Raw genomic sequence first — 21774 nt, forward strand, 5'->3', positions numbered from 1 at the left:
AAATACAAAACGCCCGATGCGGTGCATCGGGCGTTTTGAGATTGAAACAGGTGTAAACCTATTTCAGGACTAGACAGAGTCCCAAGGTTGGCGAATAACGCAAGGGGGCAGTCATTGCTGGGGGAAAATGTATTGTCCTTCCAACGATAGCGACTGTAGATGTGGCGAATTCTGTGTCACCAGTATTTGGAGCACTCCCAAGAACCCTGGCAATTTCGCCAATGCCATACGCCGGGTGGTTAATAACTGCACCACGCTTAGTGGGCAATCAGCGTCGAAGAAATCGGCCAATGCGGAGTAAAAACATGGACTACATCTTTACCCTCAGATACCTGCTGAACCCGAACGAGCACGACATGGACGCGCTGGTCGGCCGTCTTGCTGAAGCAGGTTGCGACGATGCCCTGATCGGCATCGGCCAACCCGGTCGCATCGCCCTGGCGTTTACGCGAGAAGCCGCTTGCGCCGAAGAAGCCATCCTCAGCGCCATGGACAACGTGCGCAGCGTTCTGCCAGACGCCACCCTTATTGAGGCCACGCCGGATATGGTTGGCCTCACCGACGTAGCCGCGCTGGTCGGCATGACACGCCAGAACATGCGCAAGTTGATGATCACCAACGCCGACTCATTTCCAGCGCCCATCCATGAAGGCGCTGCGTCCATCTGGCACCTGTCCGACATCCTCACCTGGATGCAGTCCCGCGGCATTTACACCCTCGCGCAGAGCCTCATCGATATTTCCCAAACCGCGATGCGCGTTAATGTCAGCAAAGAGCAGCGGCGTCTGATTGCTGGCGCGATGGCTGGCTGAGAACGGGCCTGGGTGTATGGCGAATTTGCTGGCGAATTGAGTCTGTCGTAGCTGGCAGCAGCCCCGTTACGATCGCAGCACTCCTGCTAACGAGCCTTTGGAGCATGCGATGGACGATATTGCCGGCAACATACACCTCCCCCATTTTCGAGTAAGGCGCGTGGTGCCAGATGACCTCGCGCTTATCTGCAATCACCGCGAGCGCATGTTTCTGGAAGCCGATGGCAACGCCGAACAACTCAAGGTAATGACTGAAAATTTTCGCCCCTGGCTGCAAACCCGTTTGCGAGATGGTCGTTATTACGGCTTTGTGCTGATGGATAACGAAACGCCAGCCGCCGCCGTGGGCTTAATGACCATCGAATGGCCGCCGCACCCTGCTCATCCAACAGATGCGTCACGCGGTTACGTACTAAACGTGTATGTCGAACAGCCCTATCGACGTCAAGGGCTGGCCTCTTCGTTGATGAAACTGGCGGAAGCAGAGTTTGCCCGGCGCGGTGTCCGCTTCGCCGTGCTTCATGCCACGCAGGCCGGTAAGCCGGTGTATGAAAAGCTGGGCTGGGGAGCGACGTCGGAGATGGCCAAGCGCTTACAGAGTTGAGGTAGCAAACAAGCCTCGCGCAGGAATTCTGCGGAGGCTTGTTGCAGGCGCGGTTAGAACGTCTGACCGTTGGCCGCTTTTTCCAACAGCAGCGCGGGCGGCAAGAAGCGGTCGCCGTACTGTTCAGCCAAGTACTGAGCCCGCGCGACGAAATCCTGCAGCCCGTATTGGTTGATGAACTGCAAGGCACCGCCGGTCCAGGCCGCAAAGCCTATGCCGAAGATGGAGCCGATGTTGGCATCCGCCGTCGAAAGCAAAACGCCCTCTTCGACGCAGCGAACGGTTTCGATGGCCTGAATAAACAAAATGCGGTCGCGAACATCGTCTTGGGATATCTGCGCGTCCGCCTTCTCGAAACGGCCCTTGAGTTCCGGCCAGAGAAATTTCTTCCCGCCGACAGGGTATTCGTAAAAACCACCGCCTGCTGCTTTGCCAGGACGTTTGTATTCGTTGAGCATCAGGTCCACCACCGCGAACGCAGGGTGCTCAGGAATCTGCTTGCCCTCGGCCGCCAGGTCCTTAACGGTTTGTTGGCGAATGTGGTTCATCAGGCTCATCGACACTTCGTCGCTGATGGCCAACGGCCCGACTGGCATACCGGCTTTACGCGCTTCGGTTTCGATCATCGCCGCGTTCACGCCTTCGCCCAGCATGGCGAGCCCTTCATTGGTGAAGGTGCCAAACACGCGCGACGTGAAAAAGCCTCGGCTGTCGGTGACAACGATGGGCGTTTTGTTGATCTGCATGACGTAGTCGAAGCCACGGGCAAGGGTTTCGTCGCTGGTGTGCGCGCCTTTGATGATCTCCACCAACGGCATCTTGTCCACCGGGCTGAAGAAATGCAGGCCGATGAATTTGTCCTGCTTCTCCACGGCTTTTGCCAGGCCGGTGATGGGCAACGTCGACGTGTTGGAGGCGATAACCGCGTCTGTGAGTGCATGACGCTCCGCAGCAGCCGTGACCTTGGCCTTCAGGTCGCGGTCTTCGAACACCGCCTCGATGATCAGGTCGCAGCCACTGAAGTCCGCTTCGTCGGCAGACGGCGTGATGCGAGCCAGAATGGCGTCGCGCTTTTCCGCGGTCATCTGCCCACGGCCGACCTTTTTATCCAACAAGGTGGCCGAGTAGCTTTTACCTTTCTGCGCCGCTTCCAGCGATACATCTTTAAGCACCACCTCGATGCCCGCCACCGCCGACACATAGGCGATGCCAGCACCCATCATGCCCGCGCCCAGCACACCGACTTTTTGGGTGACGTAGGCCGGTTGCCCCTTGGGCCGCGAGCCGCCCGCGTTGATTTCATTGAGCTGAAACCAGAACGTGCCGATCATGTTTTTCGCCACCTGGCCGGTGGTGAGTTCGGTGAAATAGCGCGCCTCGATGAGCTGCGCGGTGTCGAAATCGACCTGCGCGCCTTCCACCGCAGCGCACATGATTTTTTCCGGTGCCGGGAAGCAGCCTTTGGTTTTATCGCGCAGCACCGACGGTGCGATGGCAAGCATCTGTGCCACGTTGGGGCTCGACGGCGTGCCGCCCGGAATTTTGTAGCCTTTCACATCCCAAGGCTGCACGGCGTTTGGATTGGCCGCGATCCAGGCGCGCGCTTTGGCGAGCATGTCGTCGCGGTCGCTGGCGATGTCGTGAATCAACCCCGCTTTCAGCGCCTCGGCCGGCCGTACCTTTTTGCCTTCGGCCAGGTATGGCAGCGCCTTTTCCAGACCCAGGATGCGCACCATGCGCACCACACCGCCGCCACCTGGCAACAGGCCCAGCGTCACTTCTGGCAGCCCCAACTGCACGCTGCTGCTGTCCAGTGCAATGCGGTGATGACAGGCCAGGCAAATTTCCCAACCACCGCCCAACGCGGCGCCGTTAATAGCCGCCACAACTGGTTTGCCCAGCGTCTCCAGACGCCGCAGTTGGCCTTTGATGTTGAGGATCATCTGGTAGAACGAGGCGGCGTCCGCCTTGGTGACTTTCACCAGCTCGTTCAGGTCGCCACCAGCGAAGAAGGTCTTTTTCGCGGACGTGACAATCACGCCGGCAATGTCACTTTTCTCCGCTTCCAATCGCGCCACGGTGGCGGCCATGGCTTCGCGGTAATCGGCATTCATGGTGTTGGCGCTTTGGCCGGGCATATCGATGGTCAGAACGACAATATTGTCCTGGCCTTTTTCATAACGGATGGCGTCAGTCATTTCTTTTCCTACCCCGAGAGTGGGGAAGCCGTTCAGAAGCGCAGCGGGCTGAGCAGGCAAATGGAGGCCGGCTGAGAACGCGCAGTCGCGTCTGAAGACTCCTTAGATACGTTCGATGATCGTGGCGATGCCCATGCCGCCGCCGACACACAAGGTGGCGAGGCCGTAACGCAAATTGCGTTTTTCCAGCTCGTCCAACAGCGTGCCGAGTATCGCGCAGCCGGTCGCGCCCAGCGGGTGGCCCATGGCGATGGAGCCGCCGTTGACGTTGACCTTCTCTTCGCTGACGCCCATGTCTTTCATGAATTTCATGACCACCGAGGCGAACGCCTCGTTGACTTCAAACAGGTCGATGTCATCAACGCTCAGGCCGGCTTTGGCCAGCACTTTGCGGGTAGCCGGCGCTGGGCCGGTGAGCATGATGGTGGGGTCGGTGCTGGTAACGGCGGTCGCCACGATGCGCGCCCGTGGCTTCAGACCAAGCTCTTTGCCTTTGGCCTGCGAGCCAATCAACATCACCGCCGCGCCATCGACGATGCCCGAGCTATTGCCCGGCGTATGCACATGGTTGATGCGCTCCACATGGCTGTATTGGCGGATGGCCGTGGCGTCAAAGCCCATCTGGCCCATCATTTCAAAGCTCGGCTTGAGCGCGCCCAGGCCTTCCAGCGTCGAGTCGCCACGAATGAACTCGTCATGATCCAGCAGCACGATGCCGTTCTGGTCAGTCACCGGAATCAGCGACTTGTTAAACGAGCCATCGGCGCTGGCGCGTGCCGCTTTTTGCTGCGAGCGCAGGGCAAACGCATCGACATCCGTGCGGCTGAAACCTTCCAAGGTGGCGATCAAGTCGGCGCCGATACCCTGGGGTACGAAGCTGGTGCTGAGGTTGGTTTCCGGGTCCATGACCCAGGCGCCGCCGTCCGAGCCCATGGGTACGCGCGACATCGACTCAACGCCGCCGACCACGACCAGGTCTTCAAAGCCCGAGCGCACTTTCATGGCGCCGAGGTTTACCGCTTCCAGACCCGAAGCGCAGAACCGGTTGATCTGCACGCCGGAAACGCTGACGTCCCACTTGGCCACCATCGGCGCGGTTTTGGCGATGTCCGCGCCCTGATCGCCCACGGGCGTTACGCAGCCCAGCACGATGTCATCCACCTGACTGGTATCGAGGTTGTTGCGCGTTTGCAGCGCAGTGAGCAACCCGGCGATGAGGTTGACGGGTTTGACGCTATGCAACGCGCCGTCCTTTTTACCCTTGCCACGCGGCGTGCGCACCGCGTCGAAAATGAATGCTTCGGTCATGACATCCTCTGGCCTTCTGCTGAAGGGCTGGCTATCGGCATCGCGCACAGGGCGCAACGAGCCTGTTGTTGTATGCCGCTCCACCTTAACGCCACGGGCCCCAGGCTCAATGACCGAATTGCTCAGGGCCATTGACCGCACTGCTCAGACGAACGGTTGTTTGATTCAACGGTGCGCCAGGCAGTCAGGGATGTGTCTGGAACAGGCATCGGTCACTGATATCAGGTGTGTACATAACCACAGGGCGCAAAGCCCACCCTTCTAAATACCAACTCTTCTAAGGCGCATGTGACCCGGCCCCTATTGTCTACAGAGCTACTGTTCACAGCGCTAGGGCGCCGCTGCCGGGTTTTGCCGGAGCGGTTTATTAACTCAGCCAAGGCAAGCGGGTGCGTTTTTCGGACCGCGCGATGCCAACAAGAACAAAGGCCGACCGCCATGTTGAAACAACCGAAAATCCGCCAAGCCGGATGGATCCTCTTTGCCACCGCTGTCGTTCTGATTCTCCCCAATCTAACGAGGCTAATCAGCTGACGGCCATTGCGCCGCGCATGCGGGTTGTTTCTGACTCGCTCTGCACGTTGCGCATCCAGCCACTACAATCGCCGCTTTAGGAACTGGAGCGGTGGCATGCGCGAGATACTCGTTGGCTTGTTGTTAATGCTCGGCCTGCCCGCGCTGGCGGCTGACCTGACCTTCGCCCTGCCCGCCGGCGCCAAGACGCTGAGCACCGAGGCGTTGCTCAAGCATCCGCAGGTGCAGGCCATCGAGATTCAAAACGACGTGGCGTACAAGCGCACCATGCGCTATCGCGCCGTCCCGCTCGCCGCGCTGCTAACCGGCGTGGGAAGCAGCGACCACCTGCAAGTGGTGGCGCTCGACGGTTTTGCCGCCGAAATCGCCGCCGCGCCGCTGCTGCAAAAAACCGGCAGCCGCGCGTGGCTGGCCATCGAGGATCCGGCAACACCCTGGCCGCCGCTGGCCAGCGGCAAGCCAAGCGCCGGGCCGTTTTACCTGGTGTGGAGCGAGCCTGAAACCGACCACATCGGGCCGGAACAGTGGCCGTTTCAGATTGCCAAAATCAGCCGTTTACCTGCCCTGGCAGAACGCTTCCCAGCGCTTTTGCCGGCAAGCGATGCCAGCGCAGAAGTGCAAGCCGGGTTCGCCCAATTCCAGAAAAACTGCCTCGCCTGCCACCGCCTCAACGGCGCCGGCGACGCCCAGTTCGGCCCGGACCTGAACGTGCCGCACAACCCCACCGAATATTTCGCCGACGGCTTTCTCGCCCGCTACATCCGCGACCCGCAAAGCCTGCGGCACTGGCCGCAGGGCAAAATGCCGGGCTTCGGCGCCGAGGTCATCAGCGACCAGGCGTTGCAGCAATTAATTGAGTACTTGCGGCACATGACGGGGCGAAAGATATAAAAGCATCGCGGCTAAAGCCGCTCCTACAGAGAGTTTTAAACCACCTTCAAATTCCGTGCATACCAGGGCCGTCTTGGGCTGCGTTTGAGCAGCTGAGGCACCTCGTCTTCGCCACTGAGGGCGATCCTTAGCGCCAGCTTCATCACCTCGACCTCCATTTCAGCCGCCTGGCCTGCAAACGCCGCAGCGCCCTGCTCAGCGGGTCCGCAGCCGTGGGTCAGCGGGCCGAGCCACGGGTCGGCCACCTCGACCCAGCGCCCCGGTGCAAACCAGTTCACGCCGTTCACTTCGCGACGCAGCACCTCGCCTGGATGGTGGCGCTCATGGGCCTGGAACCAGTCTTCAACCCGTGCATCCAGCCAGGCATGAAAGCGCCAGAACACCGGGTTGATGTGGGAGGAAAACGGGTCGCCGAGAAAATCATTCTCGGCACGAAACCAACGCGGGGCGTAATCGGATTGCTCGCGGTCCCCGGTTATGGGCATGCCGTTGGACGGGTCTCGGGTCACCGTGGCCCAGCGCATATGCAGCCAGTCGTGAATATTCAACTCCACCTCGGAACCGAACTGGGCGAGCGTCAGGCGACTGAGGTATTGGGGGTCCTGGTACTGCGATTCCCAGACCTGAAAGTTGCTGTAGTGGGTGTCGTTGGCCTTGATCTGCGCGAGCCAATGGCTGAGTTCTTCATCGTCGGCTGCGACCCAGGCGGGCGGCACTGAGTTGCCGTCGTGGTTATCGTGGTAACGGATAAACCCCTGGCGGTCGTGCTCGATAAATACCGGCGGCTGCGGCAGTTCCTGCCAGCTTGGCAAGTCGGGTTGCAAGGCGCGGGCGCGGGAAAGCATGTGGCGGTGCATAAACAGAAAGTCTTCCCCCGAGCCGTTCAAGTGCTTACGTCGGCCCCGCGCGCCACGTTCTGCATCGCGCGGGCCGGGCTGCCAGCCCAGGCCGCGCAAGGCGTTGCGTTTGTCGTCGTGCAGGCGTCGCCATTTGTCGCGGCTCGCATGCCACAGCTGATGAAACAGCCGGTGCTGCGGCGACACCAACCAGGCCAGTAGCGCAGGCGCCAACGGTGTGCGCTCGCGGGCCTCGGGAAATGCGCGTTTGATGGCGACGAATTGGCAATCCTGTTCCGGCAAGGCCAACGGCCGCTGTAAGTCGCGTATCGAACCGTTCAACGAGGCGCTGCCGGCATCGCTCCAGCCGCCCCACACCTCGTCCAATAGCGCGGTGAATTCGTAGCGCGGCGCGCCGTTCTCACCCAGCAAGCGCCAACGCACTTGCCCTTCAGGCATCCCGGTCAGGTCGCCTTGCACCCGGTATTCGGCCGGCTTGTCGCTGCGCAAGGTACTTGGCAAGCCCATATAGCCACGCACCGCGCGCCCGCTCGGGCCAACGTCCAGCAGCAGTTCCACGCCCTGCGCCAAACCCAGCATCTGACGGTCCGCGCCGCTAAAGCGGATATCCCAAATGCCACGCAACTGATCAGCGAAGCGTGCCAGCGGCGCGGTGGCCGCCTCCACTGTGGCCTCGTCCGGCGTCAAACGCTGCCCCGGCTGCAAGGGGTCGTCGAAATCACGCTCGCGGCGCGCGTAAAGCACGGCCGGAATGGCCGCACCGGTGACCACCAGCCCGGCCATAAAGCCTCGTCGGGAAAACCTCATCGCGCACTCACCAATCAAGACCTGATCCAGCTAGAACGTCTGCTGCGCCCAGAAATTTAACGGTGCGGTGCACCCCGCCCGCTAAATTTTCCGGCGCGCGGCTCGTTCCTCCCAACAGCACACCTTTAGCCGTTGGTTCGAGCATGAAAAACACCCGTCGTACCTTGCTGGTTGTCTCGCTTTTACTGGTGCTCGCGGTTGTTGGCGCGGCGGCCTGGTACTTTTTTGTGCGTCCCGCACCGCCGTATTCAGCGGAACTGATGCGCCGCGCCAGCGCGTTGCAGGAGCGCATTGTTTCGTTCGATAGCCACATCACCGTGCCGGTGGATTTCGGCACCGAAGGCAACGAAGCGGATAAAGACGGCGACGGTCGCTTCGACCTGATCAAGGCGGCGCGCGGGCGATTGTCCGGTGCGGCGCTTACCGTGTTCGGCTGGCCGGAAATCTGGAACGGCCCGAACGCACCGCATCGCCCTACCCCGGCCTTTGTCGATGAAGCGCGCCACCAGCAAGCGCTGCGCTACAAGATCATCACCGGCATGGTGCGCGACTTCCCCAACCAGGTTGGCATCGCCTACACGCCTGCCGACTACCGCCGCCTGGCCAACGAGGGCAAGTTCGCCATTTTTATCAGCATGCTCAACGCGTACCCGCTGGGCGACGACCTCAGCCTGCTCGACACCTGGGCCGCGCGCGGCATGCGCATGTTTGGCTTTAGCTACGTCGGCAATAACAGCTGGGCAGACTCCTCACGACCGCTGCCGTTCTTCAACGACCGTGCCGACGCCCTTGGCGGTTTGTCGGCCCTGGGCGAACAGGCGGTGGCGCGCTTGAACGACCTTGGGGTGATCATCGACGTGTCGCAGATGTCGACCCTCGCCCTGCAAGACGTCGCCCGCTTGAGCCGCACGCCGTTAGTGGCTTCGCATTCCGTGCCGCGCGCCTTCGTCGACATTGCGCGCAACCTCAGCGACGACGAACTGCAGCTGATCAAAAACAGCGGCGGCGTGGTGCAAGTCGTCGGCTTCCCCGCTTATTTGCGCCCCCTCAGCCAACCGACGCTGAACAAGCTCAACGCCCTGCGCGCGCAGTTCGACTTGCCACCGCTGCAAGGCCTGAACAACGCGTTAATGCCGGGCGACCCGGTGATCGCCACCTGGCCCGAAGCGCGCTTCGGTGAATACGCCGGCGCGCTGTACAAAATTCTTGAAGAAGAGCCGCTGGCGGGCCTGAAAGAGTACGGCGACGCCATCGACTACACGGTGAAGAAAATCGGCATCGACCACGTCGGCATCGCTTCGGACTTCAACGACGGCGGCGGCCTGGACGGCTGGCACGATGTCGGCGACACCCGCAACGTCACCGCCGAACTGCTCAGTCGCGGCTACTCGGATGCCGACATTGCCAAGCTCTGGGGCGGCAATTTTCTGCGCGTCTGGGAACAGACCCAAGCCAGTGCCACCCACTGATTACCACCGCGTTTCCAGGAATCGAGGCTAAAGCCTCTCCCACAGTAAAACGCCGCCATACGGGAGCTCCATGACTGATCGCCGCACGTTTCTCAAGCAGGCCGGTTTACTGGCCGCAGCCTTGCCCATGGGCGCCCCTGTCTTTGCCGACGACTCGTCGGCGCTCGCCTTCAGCAGCAATGCCGCCGAGAAATGGCAGCAACTGCGCGCCCTCTTCGACCTCGATTACAGCCTGGCGCACTTCTCGACGTTCCTGCTCACCTCGCACCCCAAACCGGTGCGCGATGCCATCGACCAGTTTCGCGCCGCGCTGGACCGCAATCCCGCTGCCGCCGTGGATTACGAGAGCGAAGCGATCTGGAAACACGAGGACAACGCACGCAACTGGGCGGCGAATTACCTGGGCGTCACGCCGGCACAAATCGCCCTCACCGGCAGCACCACCGAAGGTCTGGCGCTGATCTATGCGGGCATTCACATTCGCCCCGATCAGGAGCTGCTCACCACCGAGCACGAGCACAGCTCGGCTTACGCCGCCATGCGTTTTCGCAAGCAGCGAGAAAACACGCAGATGCGTGAAATTCGCTTGTTCGAGGAGCCGCAGGGCATTTCAACTGAGCAGATTGTGCAGCGCTTAAAAAGCGAACTGCGCCCGAACACGCGCGTGCTGGCGCTGACCTGGGTGCAGTCGGGCAGCGGAGTGAAACTGCCGATTGGCGACATTGGCAAGATGGTGCGCGAACATAACCAGGGCCGCGACGAAGCGGATCGACTGCTGCTGTGTGTCGATGGCGTTCATGGTTTCGGCATCGAAAATGTCACCTTCGCCGACCTTAATTGCGACTACCTGATTGCCGGCACGCACAAGTGGCTGTTCGGCCCGCGCGGCACCGGCATCATCTGCTCGGCCACGCCGACCATGGCCAACATGACGCCCTCGGTCGGCAGTTTTTCGCGCGCCGACGACACCTTTGGTTCGGTGATGTCGCCCGGCGGCTACCACAGCTTTGAACACCGCTGGGCCTTGGGCAAAGCCTTCGAGCTGCACCTTTTATTGGGTAAGGCGGACGTGCAAGCGCGCATTCATGGCCTCAACACCTACCTGAAACAGCGATTGAAAACGGTCAAGGGCGTGCAATTGGTCACCCCTGAAAGCCCGCAGTTTTCCTCCGGCTTCACCTTTTTTAAAACGCCCCTGGTGGATGAAGACGCCATTGCCGCCTACCTGACGCGCAACGGCGTAATTGTCGATGCCGTTAACCGCGATGTCGGCCCCGTGGTGCGCATGGCGCCGAGTTTGCTCAACACCGAAGCGGACATCGACCGCGCCATCAATTTGCTGACCAAACAGTTGTGAGAAACCGTTTATGAAAACCCTGCTTATTGCCGCGCTGGTGTTGATGGCACTGCCGGCGAACGCCGCCGACAGACATGCTGTGGGCAGCGTATTTCGCGACTGCAAAGACTGCCCGCAGATGGTCGTACTGCCTGCTGGCACGTTCACCATGGGCACGCCGGAAAACGAAGTGGGGCGCCAGCCTGACGAAGGCCCGCTGCACCCCGTCACCTTCGCCAAACCGTTTGCCATCAGCCATTTCCAGGTAACAGCGGGCGAGTGGGACGCCTATGTCAAACAGGCAAACGTGACCATCGCCGACGGCGACGAGCGCCCCGGCCGTGAATGCGTGGCAAGCAAACCCCGCTACCCGCAAGGCCCCACGCAGCCGGCGGTGTGCATGAGCTACGACGACGTAAAAGCCTATGTCGCCTGGCTGTCGAAACAGACCGGCAAGCACTACCGCCTGCTCAGCGAAGCCGAGCGTGAATACGCCGCACGGGCCGGTTCTGCCGGGCCATTTCCGTTCCCGTTTGATGAAGGTGCGGACTATGGCATTAGCAAACACGCCAACACTTACGGGCCGGCGGATGGCTTCAGCTACACCTCGCCGGTGGGCAGTTACCCCGCCAATGCCTTCGGCGTGTATGACATGCACGGCAACGTGTACGAGTGGGTGGCCGATTGCATGCACGACGGCTACGTCGGCGCGCCGAGCGATGGCAGCGCCTGGATGGAAGCCAGCTGCGAATACCACATGATCCGCGGCAACGACTGGACCGAGGCGCCGATTTTTTCACGCTCGGGCAACCGCAATTATCGCGAGCCGTATGTGCGTGGGGATTGGTTGGGCTTTCGAGTCGCGCGCGAACTGTAAGCGCCTGCATCGCGGCTAAAGCTGCTCCTACAGAAGCTTTGTTTGTCTGTGGGAGCGGCGTTAGCCGCGATTGCTCTGGAACCTGTCCTCTAGACTGCCGAAACTAAATCGTCAGCGTTATGAAGCAGGCCACGAACGTCAACGGCCCCCTCTCCCCCAGCCCCTCTCCCGCACGCGGGCGAGGGGTGACGTTTGGGCGGCTACCGCATCTCGAGCAACCAACGTCAATCAGCTCCCTCGCCCGCTTGCGGGAGAGGGTTGGGGAGAGGGGCCTTTGTTTTTTTCCAGCACCAATACCCTGCTCTCCCCGCTAAATTTCCGCCCGCCTCACCCGTCTTTTCCTCAGGCGATCACGCCCGCGCCCTTTCAGGAAAAGCCGATGACGACCCCCACCCCAGCTGCCCCCAGCGCCATTCGCGAACTGCTCACGCTGCTCAGGCCGTTCTGGCCGTTGGCCACGGCCTGCGTGGTGTTGGGCGTGCTCGGCGGCTTGAGCATCACGGCGTTACTGGCAACGATCAACAATGGCCTGCACGCGCAAAACGGTATGAGCACAGGCGTGGTCATCGCCTTCGCTGGATTTTGTCTGGTCGCGTTGGCCAGCTCGATTGCGGCGGATATCGGCACCAATTACATCGGCCAACACATCATCGCCCGCCTGCGTAAAGACCTCGGCGCCAAGGTGCTGTCGGCGCCCATCGAGCAGATTGAGCGCTTTCGCAGCCACCGGCTGATTCCGGTGCTGACCCACGACGTCGATACCGTCAGCGACTTCGCCTTTGCCTTCGCGCCGCTGGCCATTGCCTTTACGGTGACCCTCGGCTGCCTGGGCTATCTGGCCTATTTGTCATGGCCGATGTTCCTGATTACCGCCGTGGCCATCGTGATCGGCTGCACCGCGCAGTTTTTTGCGCAGTCGCTCGGGTTGCAGGGTTTTCACCAGGCGCGCGAAGCCGAGGACGACCTGCAAAAGCACTACCGCGCCGTGGCCGAAGGCGCCAAGGAACTGCGCATCAACCGGCCGCGCCGCCAGCGCATGTTTACCCAACAGTTGCAGGCAACGGCTGAACATATCTGTCGCTTACAGATTCGCTCCATCAGCATTTTCGTCACTGCCAAGGCCTTCGGGTCCATGCTGTTTTTTGTGGTCATCGCCCTGGCCATTGCCACGCAAAGCCTGTGGTTCAACAACGATGCCGCGGTCATCAGCGGCTTCGTCTTGGTGCTGCTGTATATGAAAGGCCCGCTGGAAACCCTGCTCGGCACCTTGCCGATTGTCAGCCGTGCGCAAGTGGCGTTCAGCCATATCGCCGAGCTGTCGCGGTTGTTTTCCTCGCCGGAGCCGCACTTGCTGCTGGACAACCCGCAAACCGCCCCGCCCACGCCCCTGCGCGGCATCGAATTGCGCAACGTGGCTTATGCCTTTCCCGCCGTAGAAGGCGCATCGGCGTTTCATCTTGGGCCGGTCAACCTCAGGGTCGAGCCCGGCGAAATTCTGTTTATCGTCGGCGACAACGGCAGCGGCAAAACCACGCTGATCAAGCTGCTGCTCGGCTTGTACGCGCCGCAGCAAGGCGAGGTGCTGCTTAACGGTCAGGCGGTAACGGCTGAAGAACGAGACGATTACCGCCAGTTGTTCACCACGATTTTTGCCGACTACTACCTGTTCGACGACCTGGTTCAAGGTGAGCACGCCCTGCCCGCCGATGCCGGCAAATACTTGCAGCGTCTGGAAATCGCTCACAAGGTCAGCGTGCGCGACGGGGCGTTCACCACCACCGATCTGTCCACCGGCCAGCGCAAGCGCCTGGCACTGGTGAACGCCTGGCTCGATGGGCGGCCGGTGCTGGTGTTTGACGAATGGGCCGCCGACCAAGACCCGGCCTTCCGCAAGATTTTCTACACCGAGCTGCTGCCCGACCTGAAGCGCCTGGGCAAAACCATCATCGTGATCTCCCACGACGACCGCTATTTCGACCTCGCCGACCACGTGGTGCACCTGCAAAACGGCCAGCTGCAGGCCGCTGCGCATCCCGCCTGAGTAAAAAAGTTCAGAAATCGGAAAATTATTTTTCCGGTTTCCGCCCACAGCCTCGTCCTATAAATGCGAACCTAACTCAATAACAGCCACGGAAGATCATGATGTCCTCCACGAAGCACCTTTCACCACGGATGAAGCTGATGCTTCAGCGCACTTTGCGCCCGTCTTTGTTGGCCAGCAGCGTTGGTTTGTTCCTCGCCAGCCCGTACGCGGCGATGGTGCAGGCCCAGGACGTTACGCTGGATATTCCAGCACAGTCGCTCTCCAGCGCCCTGCAAGAGCTGGGTCGCCAAGGCAATCTGCAGATTCTTTACAGCCCGGACCTGGTCGGCAATCGCAAGAGCGCAGCGGTCAAAGGCAACTTCGCGCCGGCGACCGCGCTGGACGTGTTGCTGCGCGGCACCGGCATCAGCTACCAGATTCGCGGCAACAGCGTGACGCTGCTCCAGGCCGACCAGAGCGCCATGGAACTGGGCGCCACTGCCATCGTGTCCAACGGCTTGGGCGAAACCACCGAAGGCACGGGCTCGTACACCACGGCGGCTACCAGCACGGCGACCAAGATGCCGCTGTCGATTCGCGAGACGCCGCAGTCGGTGAGCGTGATTACCCAGCAGCGCATGCGTGACCAGAACATGGTCAGCCTGGAAAACGTTATTTCCGAAGCGCCGGGCGTGCTGTTTAAAAAGAAGAGCAACTCCTCGGACGACGAAGTAGGTATTTTTTCCCGGGGGCTGAAGATCGAGAATTTTCAGGTTGATGGCATCCCGACCGTGTTCCAACCGGAGATGAAAAGCCAGGACAACGACTTGGCCGTCTACGACCGTGTCGAGATCGTGCGCGGCTCCACCGGTTTGCTCAGTGGCACCGGCAATCCGTCGGCCACCATCAACATGGTGCGCAAGCGCCCAACCCGTGAATTCCAGGCATCTATTCAGGGCAGCGCCGGCTCGTGGGACAACTACCGCACCGAAGTCGATGTGTCCGGCCCGCTGACTGAAACCGGCAACGTGCGCGGCCGCATGGTAGCCGCGTACCAAACCGCCGACTCGTTCACCGACCGGCTGAGCACCGAGCGGCAAGTGGCCTATGGCATTCTCGAAGCGGACCTGACCGAGCGCGACACCGTTAGCTTCGGCATCGACTACCAGGTGAAAAACTGCAACGCCTGCGGCTACTTCGGTTTCCCGGCGTTCTTTAGCAACGGCAACCGCACCGACTTCGACCGCGACTACAACTCCGCCGCCGACTGGAGCCACGCCGATCGCAAGCGCACCTCCATTTTCACCACGTACGAACACCGGTTCGATAACGATTGGTTGGCGAAAGTGGCCTACACCAATACGCGCGACGACAACGATGTGGAATACGGCTGGTTTAGTAGCGATGGTTATCCCGATCAGCAAACAGGCGCCGGCACTAATCTGTATTTCGCCAAGTGGCCGAGCAAGCCCGAACAAAACGCCATTGACGCCTATGCCACCGGGCCTTTTTCCTTCCTCGGGCGCGAGCATGAGTTGATGTTTGGCGTCAGCGCGAACAAATACCGGGCCAACGTCGATGCCAACCCGCTGTGGCGCTTTTATGACCCGGCAATCACCTGGGACCCCACCATTCCCAACGTCTACAACTGGCACGGGAACATTGCTCGCCCGCCTATCGAGCGCGAAGGCCGGGTTAAATATGAACAACGCAACACCGCCGCCTATGCCGCAGTGCGCTTGAAACCAACCGATGATTTGTCGGTGATCCTGGGTTCGCGCTTGAGCTACTTCAAACTCGATCAATCCACTCAATACGACTGGGATCCGGGTGTGGAATACGCACCCGATGACGGCAAGCGCAAGGAAACCGGCGAGGTCACTCCTTACGCCGGCGTGGTGTACGACCTCAACGACACCTATTCGGTGTACGCCAGCTACACGAAGATTTTCAAACCGCAAACCTCACAAACCATCGAGGGCAAGTTCGTCGATCCGGCTGAAGGCGACAGTTACGAAATCGGCAGTAAAGCCGAGTACTACGGCGGCAAGTTGAACCTCTCCGCTGCGCTGTTCGAAACCAAGCTATCCAACTACCCAGCTTCCACTGAGTTCGGCGATCAGTTGGGCAACAGCTACGTCAACCCGACCAACCTCAAGGTCAAAGGCGCCGAGGTGGAATTGGCGGGCGAAGTGCTCCCCGGATGGCAGGTGCAGGCTGGTTACAGTCACGTCACCAGCTACTACCCCGACGGTGTCGATGTGAACGTCGGCTTCCCGAAGAACACGGTGAAGATGTTTTCCACCTACAACTTCCAGGGCGAGCTGAACCGTCTGACATTAGGCGGCGGTGTGCGTTGGGAAAGCGCGACGAGCTACGACAACATCGGCGTATTCGGCCCGGACAACCCCGTCACCGCCAAACAAGAAAGCTACGCCTTGGTCGACGTCCTCGCCCGCTACAAATTCGACGAACACTTCACCGGCACGCTTAACGTCGATAACGTCTTCGACAAGGAGTATTACGCCAGTACCAGCGTGTACAGCGACTTGTACGGCGAGCCCCGCAGCGTTACCGCCACGCTGCGCTGGGAATATTGACCCCGCGTACCCGCCCCGTAAAAACCGCTTCGCTTGAAGCGGTTTTTTTTCGCCCAAAAAACCTGAACCCCGCTCCTGCCGTCCAGTCGGAACTAGTACTGGACGCCGCCCGACCGCAGCTGTCGCGCTGGCACCGCTCCGTCCACCCCCATTCAGCGAGGAGAGAGCATGAAAGCCGTGGTGTTTCACGACGTCGGCGATATTCGCCTCGACGACGTTCCCGAGCCGACCCTTCAAGCGCCAACCGACGCCATCATCCGCATCACGGCCTCGGCCATTTGCGGCACCGACTTGCACTTTGTACGCGGCACCTTCAGCGGCATGGTCAAGGGCACCATTCTTGGCCACGAAGCCGTGGGCATCGTCGAAGAACTGGGCAGCGACGTGCGCAATTTGCAGATTGGCGACCGCGTCGTGGTGCCCTCCACCATCGCCTGCGGCAACTGCTCATACTGCCGCGCCGGTTATTACGCCCAGTGCGACGTCGCCAACCCGAACGGCAAAACCGCCGGCACCGCATTTTTTGGCGGCCCGCAGGCAACAGGCCCGTTTCAAGGTTTGCAGGCTGAGAAAGCGCGCATTCCCCACGCCAACATCGGCCTGATCAAATTGCCGATGGAAGTCAGCGACGACCAGGCCATTCTGCTTTCGGACATTTTCCCCACCGGCTACTTCGGTGCCGAAATGGCCGAAATCACGCCCGGCGACACCGTCGCGGTGTTTGGTTGCGGCCCGGTCGGCCAGTTCGCCATTGCCAGCGCGAAACTGTTGGGCGCCGCTCGGGTGTTTGCCATCGATCACCTCGACGACCGTCTGCGCATGGCCCGTGAGCAAGGCGCCGAAACTATTAATTTCGACAAGGAAGACCCGGTCGCCACCCTGCTTCGCCTTACCGGTGACATCGGCGTAGACCGCGCCATCGACGCCGTTGGCGTTGACGCCGAGCATTCGCGCTGCCACCACGGCTCACCGTTGCAAGAAGGCGCGTTCCGCGAAGAAATGGCCGCCGTAAGCCCCACCACCCACCCTGACGGCGACAACTGGCACCCCGGCGACGCGCCCAGTCAGGTGTTGCAGTGGGCCGTGGAGGCGCTGGCCAAAGCCGGCACGTTGTCGATTGTTGGCGTCTACCCGCCGCAAATGAACAGCTTCCCGATTGGCGCGGCGATGAACAAAAACCTCACCATCAACATGGGCAACTGCCATCACCGCAAATACATCCCCAAGCTGATCGAACTGGTGGTCAGCAAGCGCATCGACCCGGCGGCGATCCTCACTCAGATCAAGCCCATGAACGATGCCATCGAGGCGTTCAAGCAGTTTGATCGCCGCGCTAGCGGCTGGATCAAGGTGGAGTTGCACCCGCAAAAACAGCACAGCGTCAGCAGCGGCGATGAAGAAACCATCAGCGACACCGCCGTGTCCCACGCGCTGCACAACCCGGACTGAACAATGGCCGCCATTCGAATCGGGATATCCGGCTGGCGTTACGGGCCATGGCGCGGCGAGTTCTACCCAGAGGGGCTGGTGCAGAAGAAGGAGCTCAAATTTGCTTCGCGCGCGGTGAACAGCATTGAAGTCAACGGCTCGTTTTATGCCCTGCAAACGCCTGAGCGCTATCGCGGCTGGGCAGCGGATACGCCGGAGGATTTCGTTTTCAGCATCAAGGCGCCGCGCCTGATTACCCACATCAAGCGGCTGCGTGACATTGAACAGCCCATGGCAAATTTTTTCGCGTCCGGTCTCGGTCAGCTCGGCACGCGTTTGGGCCCGCTGCTCTGGCAGTTTCCGCCCACGTTCAAATTCGACGCCGCGCTGATCGAAGAATTTTTCCAGCAGCTGCCGACCACGCGCCGCGCCGCGAAAAAAATCGCCAGCGGGTGCGACGAGCGCCGCCAGGTTGAGGGTTATCAGGACTGGCCCGGAACGCAGCCGATGCGACATGCCATGGAAATTCGTCACGACAGCTTTGTGAATGACGAGTACATCGCCCTGCTGCGCCAATACAACGTTGCCCTGGTGGTGGCCGATGCGGCGAAGAAATGGCCGTACGCCGAAGACCTCACCAGCGACTTCGTTTACATGCGCCTGCATGGCGACAAAAAGCTCTACGCCAGCGGTTATTCGGCGCCCGCGCTAAAACGCTGGCATGAGCGCATCGACGCCTGGAGCCACGGCAAACAACCCGCTGACGCGCAGCTGATCAGCCCCGACAGCAAACCCAAGCGCGGCGCGCGTGACGTGTATTGCTACTTCGACAACGACATCAAAGTGCGCGCGCCGTTTGATGCGCGCCAGTTGCTGGAGTCGTTCGGCCTTGCCGCCGCGCTGGCGACAAAACCCGGTGAATTACCACAAGGAATCGAGTTATGACCACCGTCACTTCCGTGCCCCTGCCCGTGAATCAGCTGCGGCCCGCCGTGCACAGCGTGCGCATTCTCACCGTGAACATGCACAAGGGTTTCACCTTCTTCAACCGCCGCTTCATCTTGCCTGAGCTGCGCGATGCGGTGCGCACCATGGATTCGGACCTGGTGTTTTTGCAAGAAGTGCATGGCACCCATCAAACCCATGCCAAGCGCTACAGCAACTGGCCGCCGACGCCGCAATACGAATTTCTCGCCGACGCCATGTGGCCGCAATTTGCCTACGGCCGCAACGCCGTGTACCCGGACGGCGACCACGGCAATGCGCTGCTGTCGAAATTCCCGATTCTGCGGCACGACAACCTCGACGTGTCCGTGGGCGTGCATGAACAACGTGGCCTGTTGCACAGCGTGCTCGACGTGCCAGGGCACCGCGAGGTGCATGCCATTTGCGTGCACCTGGGCCTGCGCGAAGGCCATCGGCAAAAGCAGCTGGAACTGCTCTGCACGCTGCTCGATGCATTGCCAAAAGACGCGCCGGTGATTGTTGCCGGCGACTTCAACGACTGGCGCCTGCGCGCCGATGCCGTGCTGGCGAACGCCGGCATGCAGGAAGTGTTTATGCAGCACTACGGCGCCCCCGCGCGCAGTTTTCCGGCGCGCTGGCCGCTGTTGTGCCTGGACCGAATTTATATCCGCAACGCCCAAAGCCATGAGCCGCAGGTGTTGTCGACAAGGCCGTGGTCGCATTTGTCCGACCATGCGCCATTAGCCGTGGAGGTTCGCCTATGAAGTACGAGTGGCGTGAAGGAAATGAAGTACAGCTGCTGATTAATGGCGAGGAATTCTACCCACGCGTGTTTGCCAGCATTCAGGCCGCGCGCAAAGAGGTGCTGCTGGAAACCTTCATCATTTATGAAGACAAAGTCGGCGAGGAGCTGCGCGACGTGCTGATCGCTGCCGCCAAGCGCGGCGTTCACGTGGAAGTCACCGTGGATGGCTACGGCACCGCCGACATCGGCAAGCCCTACGTGGCGGCGCTCACCGAAGCCGGCGTGAAGCTGAACATGTTCGACCCGCGCCCGCGTGTGCTCGGCATGCGCACCAACCTGTTCCGCCGTCTGCACCGCAAAATTGTCTTGGTGGATGCTGAAGTCGCGTTTATTGGCGGCATCAACTTCTGCGCCGACCACCTCGCCGACTTCGGCCCCATGGCCAAGCAAGACTACGCCGTGCAAGTGCGCGGGCCGATCGTTACCGACGTTCACCGTGCCGCGTTGGAACTGCTCGCCTGGCGCCGTGGTGAACGCCCAGGGCAACAACCGCCCTCGCCCGCCAATCATTTTCGCGGCACCGTGCGCATGCTGCTGAGCCTGCGCGATAACGAGCAATACCAAGACGACATCGAACAGGCCTACATGAGCGCCATTCGTTCCGCCAACTACCGGCTGGTGATTGCCAACGCCTATTTTTTCCCTGGGTATCGCCTGCTGCGGGAACTGCGCAACGCGGCCCGGCGCGGGGTGAAAGTGACGCTGATCATGCAAGGCATGCCCGACATGCCCGTGGTGCGCCTGTGCACGCGCTTGCTCTACAACTACCTGCTGCGAGACGGCGTGGTGATTCACGAATACTGCCAGCGGCCGTTGCACGGCAAAGTGGCCCTGGTGGACCACGAATGGGCGACCGTCGGCTCCAGCAACCTCGACCCGCTGAGCCTATCGCTGAATCTTGAAGCCAACCTGATCATTCGCGACCACCGCTTCAACCAGCAACTGCACGACCACCTCACCGAACTGGCCAACGCCAGTTGCAAACGCATCAGCCTGGAACGCGTTATGCGCGGCTACTGGTGGCGGGCGCCGATCATCTTTCTCACGTTCCACTTCTTGCGGCATTTCCCGGCGATTGCCGGCTGGCTGCCGGCCCATTCGCCGCGCCTGAAACCCCTGGTGGTCAGGGACGCCGTCGCGCTGCAACAACAACCGGAAAGCGACATGAACCTTAAGGCGGAGGAAAGCCGATGAGCGCTAATACCGCCACTGCCGAGCAAGAAAAGCCGCAACCCGCATGGAAAATCTGGGCCAAACGGCTGCTCAATGTTTTCTTCTTCTGCCTGGTGCCCGTGTTGCTCTACCTGCTGGTGAAAAACCTCAACTGGCAGGAAGTGAAAACCGCCCTGCACGCCTTCAGCGCAAAAACACTGCTGCTGGCCCTGCTTGCCAGCGCCGTGAGTTATGCGGTGTACAGCTGCTTCGACCTGATCGGCAGCCACTACACCGAACATAAACTGCCGGCCCGGCAAACCATCCCAGTGACCTTCGTGTGCTACGCGTTCAACCTGAACCTTAGCTCCTGGGTCGGCGGCATTGCCATGCGCTACCGGTTGTACTCGCGGCTAGGGCTGGACGTGCCGACCATCACCAAGGTCATCAGCATCAGCCTGCTAACCAACTGGCTTGGCTACATTTTGCTTGCCGGCGGGGTCTTTTCGCTGCGACTGGTGGACCTGCCCGAACATTGGAAAATCGGCGAATCCACCCTGCAACTGATCGGCTTCGCGTTGCTCGCGGCATCAGCGGTGTACCTGTTCGCCTGCAAATTCAGCAAACGCCGTAACTGGCACTTCGGCAAACAGGAAATCACCCTGCCCAGCCTGCGCATGGCCGGCGCCCAAGTTGTACTTGGCACGCTGAACTGGGGCTTGATGGCGGCGATGATCTTTATTCTGCTGCCCGACAAAGTTTCCTACTGGGACATCCTCGGCATCTTGCTCATCAGCAGCATCGCCGGCGTGATTACCCACATTCCTGCCGGGCTCGGCGTACTGGAAGCCGTCTTCATCGCCCTGCTGCAACACCAGGTCGACAAAGGCTCGATTGTGGCGGCGTTGATTGGCTACCGGGTCATCTACTTCCTGATCCCGTTGGCGGTGGCCGTGGTGGTTTACCTGGTGCTGGAAAAGCGCGCCAAGCACATTCGTACTTCGCAAGACGACTAACCCCAAAAAGCATCGCGGCTAAAGCCGCTCCCACAGAGTAAGCAGTTACCCGTAGGAGCGGCTTTAGCCGCGAGATTTTTACTAACGCCCA

At 60.7% G+C, this 21774-nt stretch carries 17 protein-coding genes; 14 read left to right on the forward strand and 3 right to left on the reverse strand.

Annotation, left to right across the window (positions count from 1 at the left end; all coding sequences use genetic code 11):
- Nucleotides 1–94 precede the first annotated feature (94 nt).
- From AC0IW7_RS18940 to AC0IW7_RS18950, 3 genes are all read left to right on the forward strand, one after another.
- Entirely contained in the window at nt 95–301 is a 207-nt protein-coding gene (locus AC0IW7_RS18940; RefSeq protein ID WP_471820276.1) for a hypothetical protein, read from the forward strand.
- Nucleotides 302–305: 4 nt separating this feature from the next.
- Complete coding sequence (locus AC0IW7_RS18945) at nt 306–812, forward strand: helix-turn-helix transcriptional regulator (protein WP_471820057.1); 507 nt, start codon at nt 306–308, stop codon at nt 810–812.
- A gap of 109 nt (nt 813–921) precedes the next feature.
- Nucleotides 922–1416: a GNAT family N-acetyltransferase gene (locus AC0IW7_RS18950; protein WP_471820059.1), complete on the forward strand. Its 495-nt coding sequence runs from the start codon at nt 922–924 to the stop codon at nt 1414–1416.
- Nucleotides 1417–1469: 53 nt separating this feature from the next.
- Here the strand turns inward: AC0IW7_RS18950 and AC0IW7_RS18955 are convergent, their stop codons facing one another.
- A complete protein-coding gene (locus AC0IW7_RS18955; RefSeq protein WP_471820061.1) occupies nt 1470–3614 on the reverse strand; it encodes a 3-hydroxyacyl-CoA dehydrogenase NAD-binding domain-containing protein in 2145 nt (714 codons plus the stop codon).
- 102 nt (nt 3615–3716) lie between these two features.
- Nucleotides 3717–4922, reverse strand: a complete 1206-nt coding sequence (locus AC0IW7_RS18960) for an acetyl-CoA C-acetyltransferase (RefSeq protein WP_122495932.1) — start codon at nt 4920–4922, stop codon at nt 3717–3719.
- A gap of 630 nt (nt 4923–5552) precedes the next feature.
- On the opposite strand from AC0IW7_RS18960, the gene AC0IW7_RS18965 reads away from it, so the two are divergent.
- Nucleotides 5553–6347, forward strand: coding sequence for a cytochrome c (locus AC0IW7_RS18965; RefSeq protein WP_471820063.1), 795 nt, complete (start codon nt 5553–5555; stop codon nt 6345–6347).
- A gap of 35 nt (nt 6348–6382) precedes the next feature.
- Here AC0IW7_RS18965 and pvdP read toward each other — a convergent pair whose 3' ends face one another.
- Nucleotides 6383–8011, reverse strand: a complete 1629-nt coding sequence (gene pvdP, locus AC0IW7_RS18970) for a pyoverdine maturation tyrosinase PvdP (RefSeq protein WP_471820065.1) — start codon at nt 8009–8011, stop codon at nt 6383–6385.
- Nucleotides 8012–8154: 143 nt separating this feature from the next.
- Here pvdP and pvdM point away from each other — a divergent pair, with 143 nt between their 5' ends.
- The 10 genes from pvdM to AC0IW7_RS19020 all read left to right on the forward strand — a co-directional run bounded on the left by pvdM (nt 8155) and on the right by AC0IW7_RS19020 (nt 21683).
- Nucleotides 8155–9480: a pyoverdine-tailoring dipeptidase-like protein PvdM gene (gene pvdM / locus AC0IW7_RS18975; protein WP_471820067.1), complete on the forward strand. Its 1326-nt coding sequence runs from the start codon at nt 8155–8157 to the stop codon at nt 9478–9480.
- Nucleotides 9481–9550: 70 nt separating this feature from the next.
- Nucleotides 9551–10837 (forward strand): pyoverdine-tailoring periplasmic protein PvdN, encoded by a 1287-nt coding sequence (gene pvdN, locus AC0IW7_RS18980; protein WP_471820068.1) that lies wholly within the window; start codon nt 9551–9553, stop codon nt 10835–10837.
- 10 nt (nt 10838–10847) lie between these two features.
- Entirely contained in the window at nt 10848–11693 is an 846-nt protein-coding gene (gene pvdO / locus AC0IW7_RS18985) for a dihydropyoverdine dehydrogenase (protein ID WP_471820069.1), read from the forward strand.
- Nucleotides 11694–12072: 379 nt separating this feature from the next.
- The gene (locus tag AC0IW7_RS18990; protein WP_471820070.1) at nt 12073–13734 is read left to right on the forward strand and encodes a cyclic peptide export ABC transporter; all 1662 of its coding nucleotides are present in this window, start codon (nt 12073–12075) and stop codon (nt 13732–13734) included.
- 140 nt (nt 13735–13874) lie between these two features.
- Nucleotides 13875–16316, forward strand: a complete 2442-nt coding sequence (locus tag AC0IW7_RS18995; RefSeq protein WP_471820072.1) for a TonB-dependent siderophore receptor — start codon at nt 13875–13877, stop codon at nt 16314–16316.
- A 168-nt stretch (nt 16317–16484) separates the two neighbouring features.
- Nucleotides 16485–17765 carry a zinc-dependent alcohol dehydrogenase gene (locus AC0IW7_RS19000; protein ID WP_471820074.1) on the forward strand — a complete coding sequence of 427 codons (1281 nt, stop codon included), beginning with the start codon at nt 16485–16487 and terminating at the stop codon, nt 17763–17765.
- Nucleotides 17766–17768: 3 nt separating this feature from the next.
- Entirely contained in the window at nt 17769–18689 is a 921-nt protein-coding gene (locus tag AC0IW7_RS19005) for a DUF72 domain-containing protein (RefSeq protein WP_471820076.1), read from the forward strand.
- Nucleotides 18686–19474, forward strand: a complete 789-nt coding sequence (locus AC0IW7_RS19010; protein WP_463382792.1) for an endonuclease/exonuclease/phosphatase family protein — start codon at nt 18686–18688, stop codon at nt 19472–19474. Before AC0IW7_RS19005 ends, AC0IW7_RS19010 begins: the two co-directional genes overlap by 4 nt.
- Nucleotides 19471–20709 carry a cardiolipin synthase ClsB gene (clsB, locus tag AC0IW7_RS19015; RefSeq protein ID WP_471820078.1) on the forward strand — a complete coding sequence of 413 codons (1239 nt, stop codon included), beginning with the start codon at nt 19471–19473 and terminating at the stop codon, nt 20707–20709. The genes AC0IW7_RS19010 and clsB overlap by 4 nt, the downstream gene beginning before the upstream one ends.
- Nucleotides 20706–21683, forward strand: a complete 978-nt coding sequence (locus AC0IW7_RS19020) for a lysylphosphatidylglycerol synthase domain-containing protein (protein ID WP_122495908.1) — start codon at nt 20706–20708, stop codon at nt 21681–21683. The genes clsB and AC0IW7_RS19020 overlap by 4 nt, the downstream gene beginning before the upstream one ends.
- Nucleotides 21684–21774: the final 91 nt, after the last annotated feature.

The sequence above is a fragment of the Pseudomonas sp. AC229 genome, from assembly GCF_979254655.1.

What these genes read in the sequence shown, in the direction of transcription:
- AC0IW7_RS18945 (WP_471820057.1), top strand. Translation starts at nt 306, where the DNA reads ATGGACTACATCTTTACCCTCAGATACCTGCTGAACCCGAACGAGCAC.
- AC0IW7_RS18950 (WP_471820059.1), top strand. Translation starts at nt 922, where the DNA reads ATGGACGATATTGCCGGCAACATACACCTCCCCCATTTTCGAGTAAGG.
- AC0IW7_RS18955 (WP_471820061.1), bottom strand. Translation starts at nt 3,614, where the DNA reads ATGACTGACGCCATCCGTTATGAAAAAGGCCAGGACAATATTGTCGTT.
- AC0IW7_RS18960 (WP_122495932.1), bottom strand. Translation starts at nt 4,922, where the DNA reads ATGACCGAAGCATTCATTTTCGACGCGGTGCGCACGCCGCGTGGCAAG.
- AC0IW7_RS18965 (WP_471820063.1), top strand. Translation starts at nt 5,553, where the DNA reads ATGCGCGAGATACTCGTTGGCTTGTTGTTAATGCTCGGCCTGCCCGCG.
- pvdP (WP_471820065.1), bottom strand. Translation starts at nt 8,011, where the DNA reads ATGAGGTTTTCCCGACGAGGCTTTATGGCCGGGCTGGTGGTCACCGGT.
- pvdM (WP_471820067.1), top strand. Translation starts at nt 8,155, where the DNA reads ATGAAAAACACCCGTCGTACCTTGCTGGTTGTCTCGCTTTTACTGGTG.
- pvdN (WP_471820068.1), top strand. Translation starts at nt 9,551, where the DNA reads ATGACTGATCGCCGCACGTTTCTCAAGCAGGCCGGTTTACTGGCCGCA.
- pvdO (WP_471820069.1), top strand. Translation starts at nt 10,848, where the DNA reads ATGAAAACCCTGCTTATTGCCGCGCTGGTGTTGATGGCACTGCCGGCG.
- AC0IW7_RS18990 (WP_471820070.1), top strand. Translation starts at nt 12,073, where the DNA reads ATGACGACCCCCACCCCAGCTGCCCCCAGCGCCATTCGCGAACTGCTC.
- AC0IW7_RS18995 (WP_471820072.1), top strand. Translation starts at nt 13,875, where the DNA reads ATGCTTCAGCGCACTTTGCGCCCGTCTTTGTTGGCCAGCAGCGTTGGT.
- AC0IW7_RS19000 (WP_471820074.1), top strand. Translation starts at nt 16,485, where the DNA reads ATGAAAGCCGTGGTGTTTCACGACGTCGGCGATATTCGCCTCGACGAC.
- AC0IW7_RS19005 (WP_471820076.1), top strand. Translation starts at nt 17,769, where the DNA reads ATGGCCGCCATTCGAATCGGGATATCCGGCTGGCGTTACGGGCCATGG.
- AC0IW7_RS19010 (WP_463382792.1), top strand. Translation starts at nt 18,686, where the DNA reads ATGACCACCGTCACTTCCGTGCCCCTGCCCGTGAATCAGCTGCGGCCC.
- clsB (WP_471820078.1), top strand. Translation starts at nt 19,471, where the DNA reads ATGAAGTACGAGTGGCGTGAAGGAAATGAAGTACAGCTGCTGATTAAT.
- AC0IW7_RS19020 (WP_122495908.1), top strand. Translation starts at nt 20,706, where the DNA reads ATGAGCGCTAATACCGCCACTGCCGAGCAAGAAAAGCCGCAACCCGCA.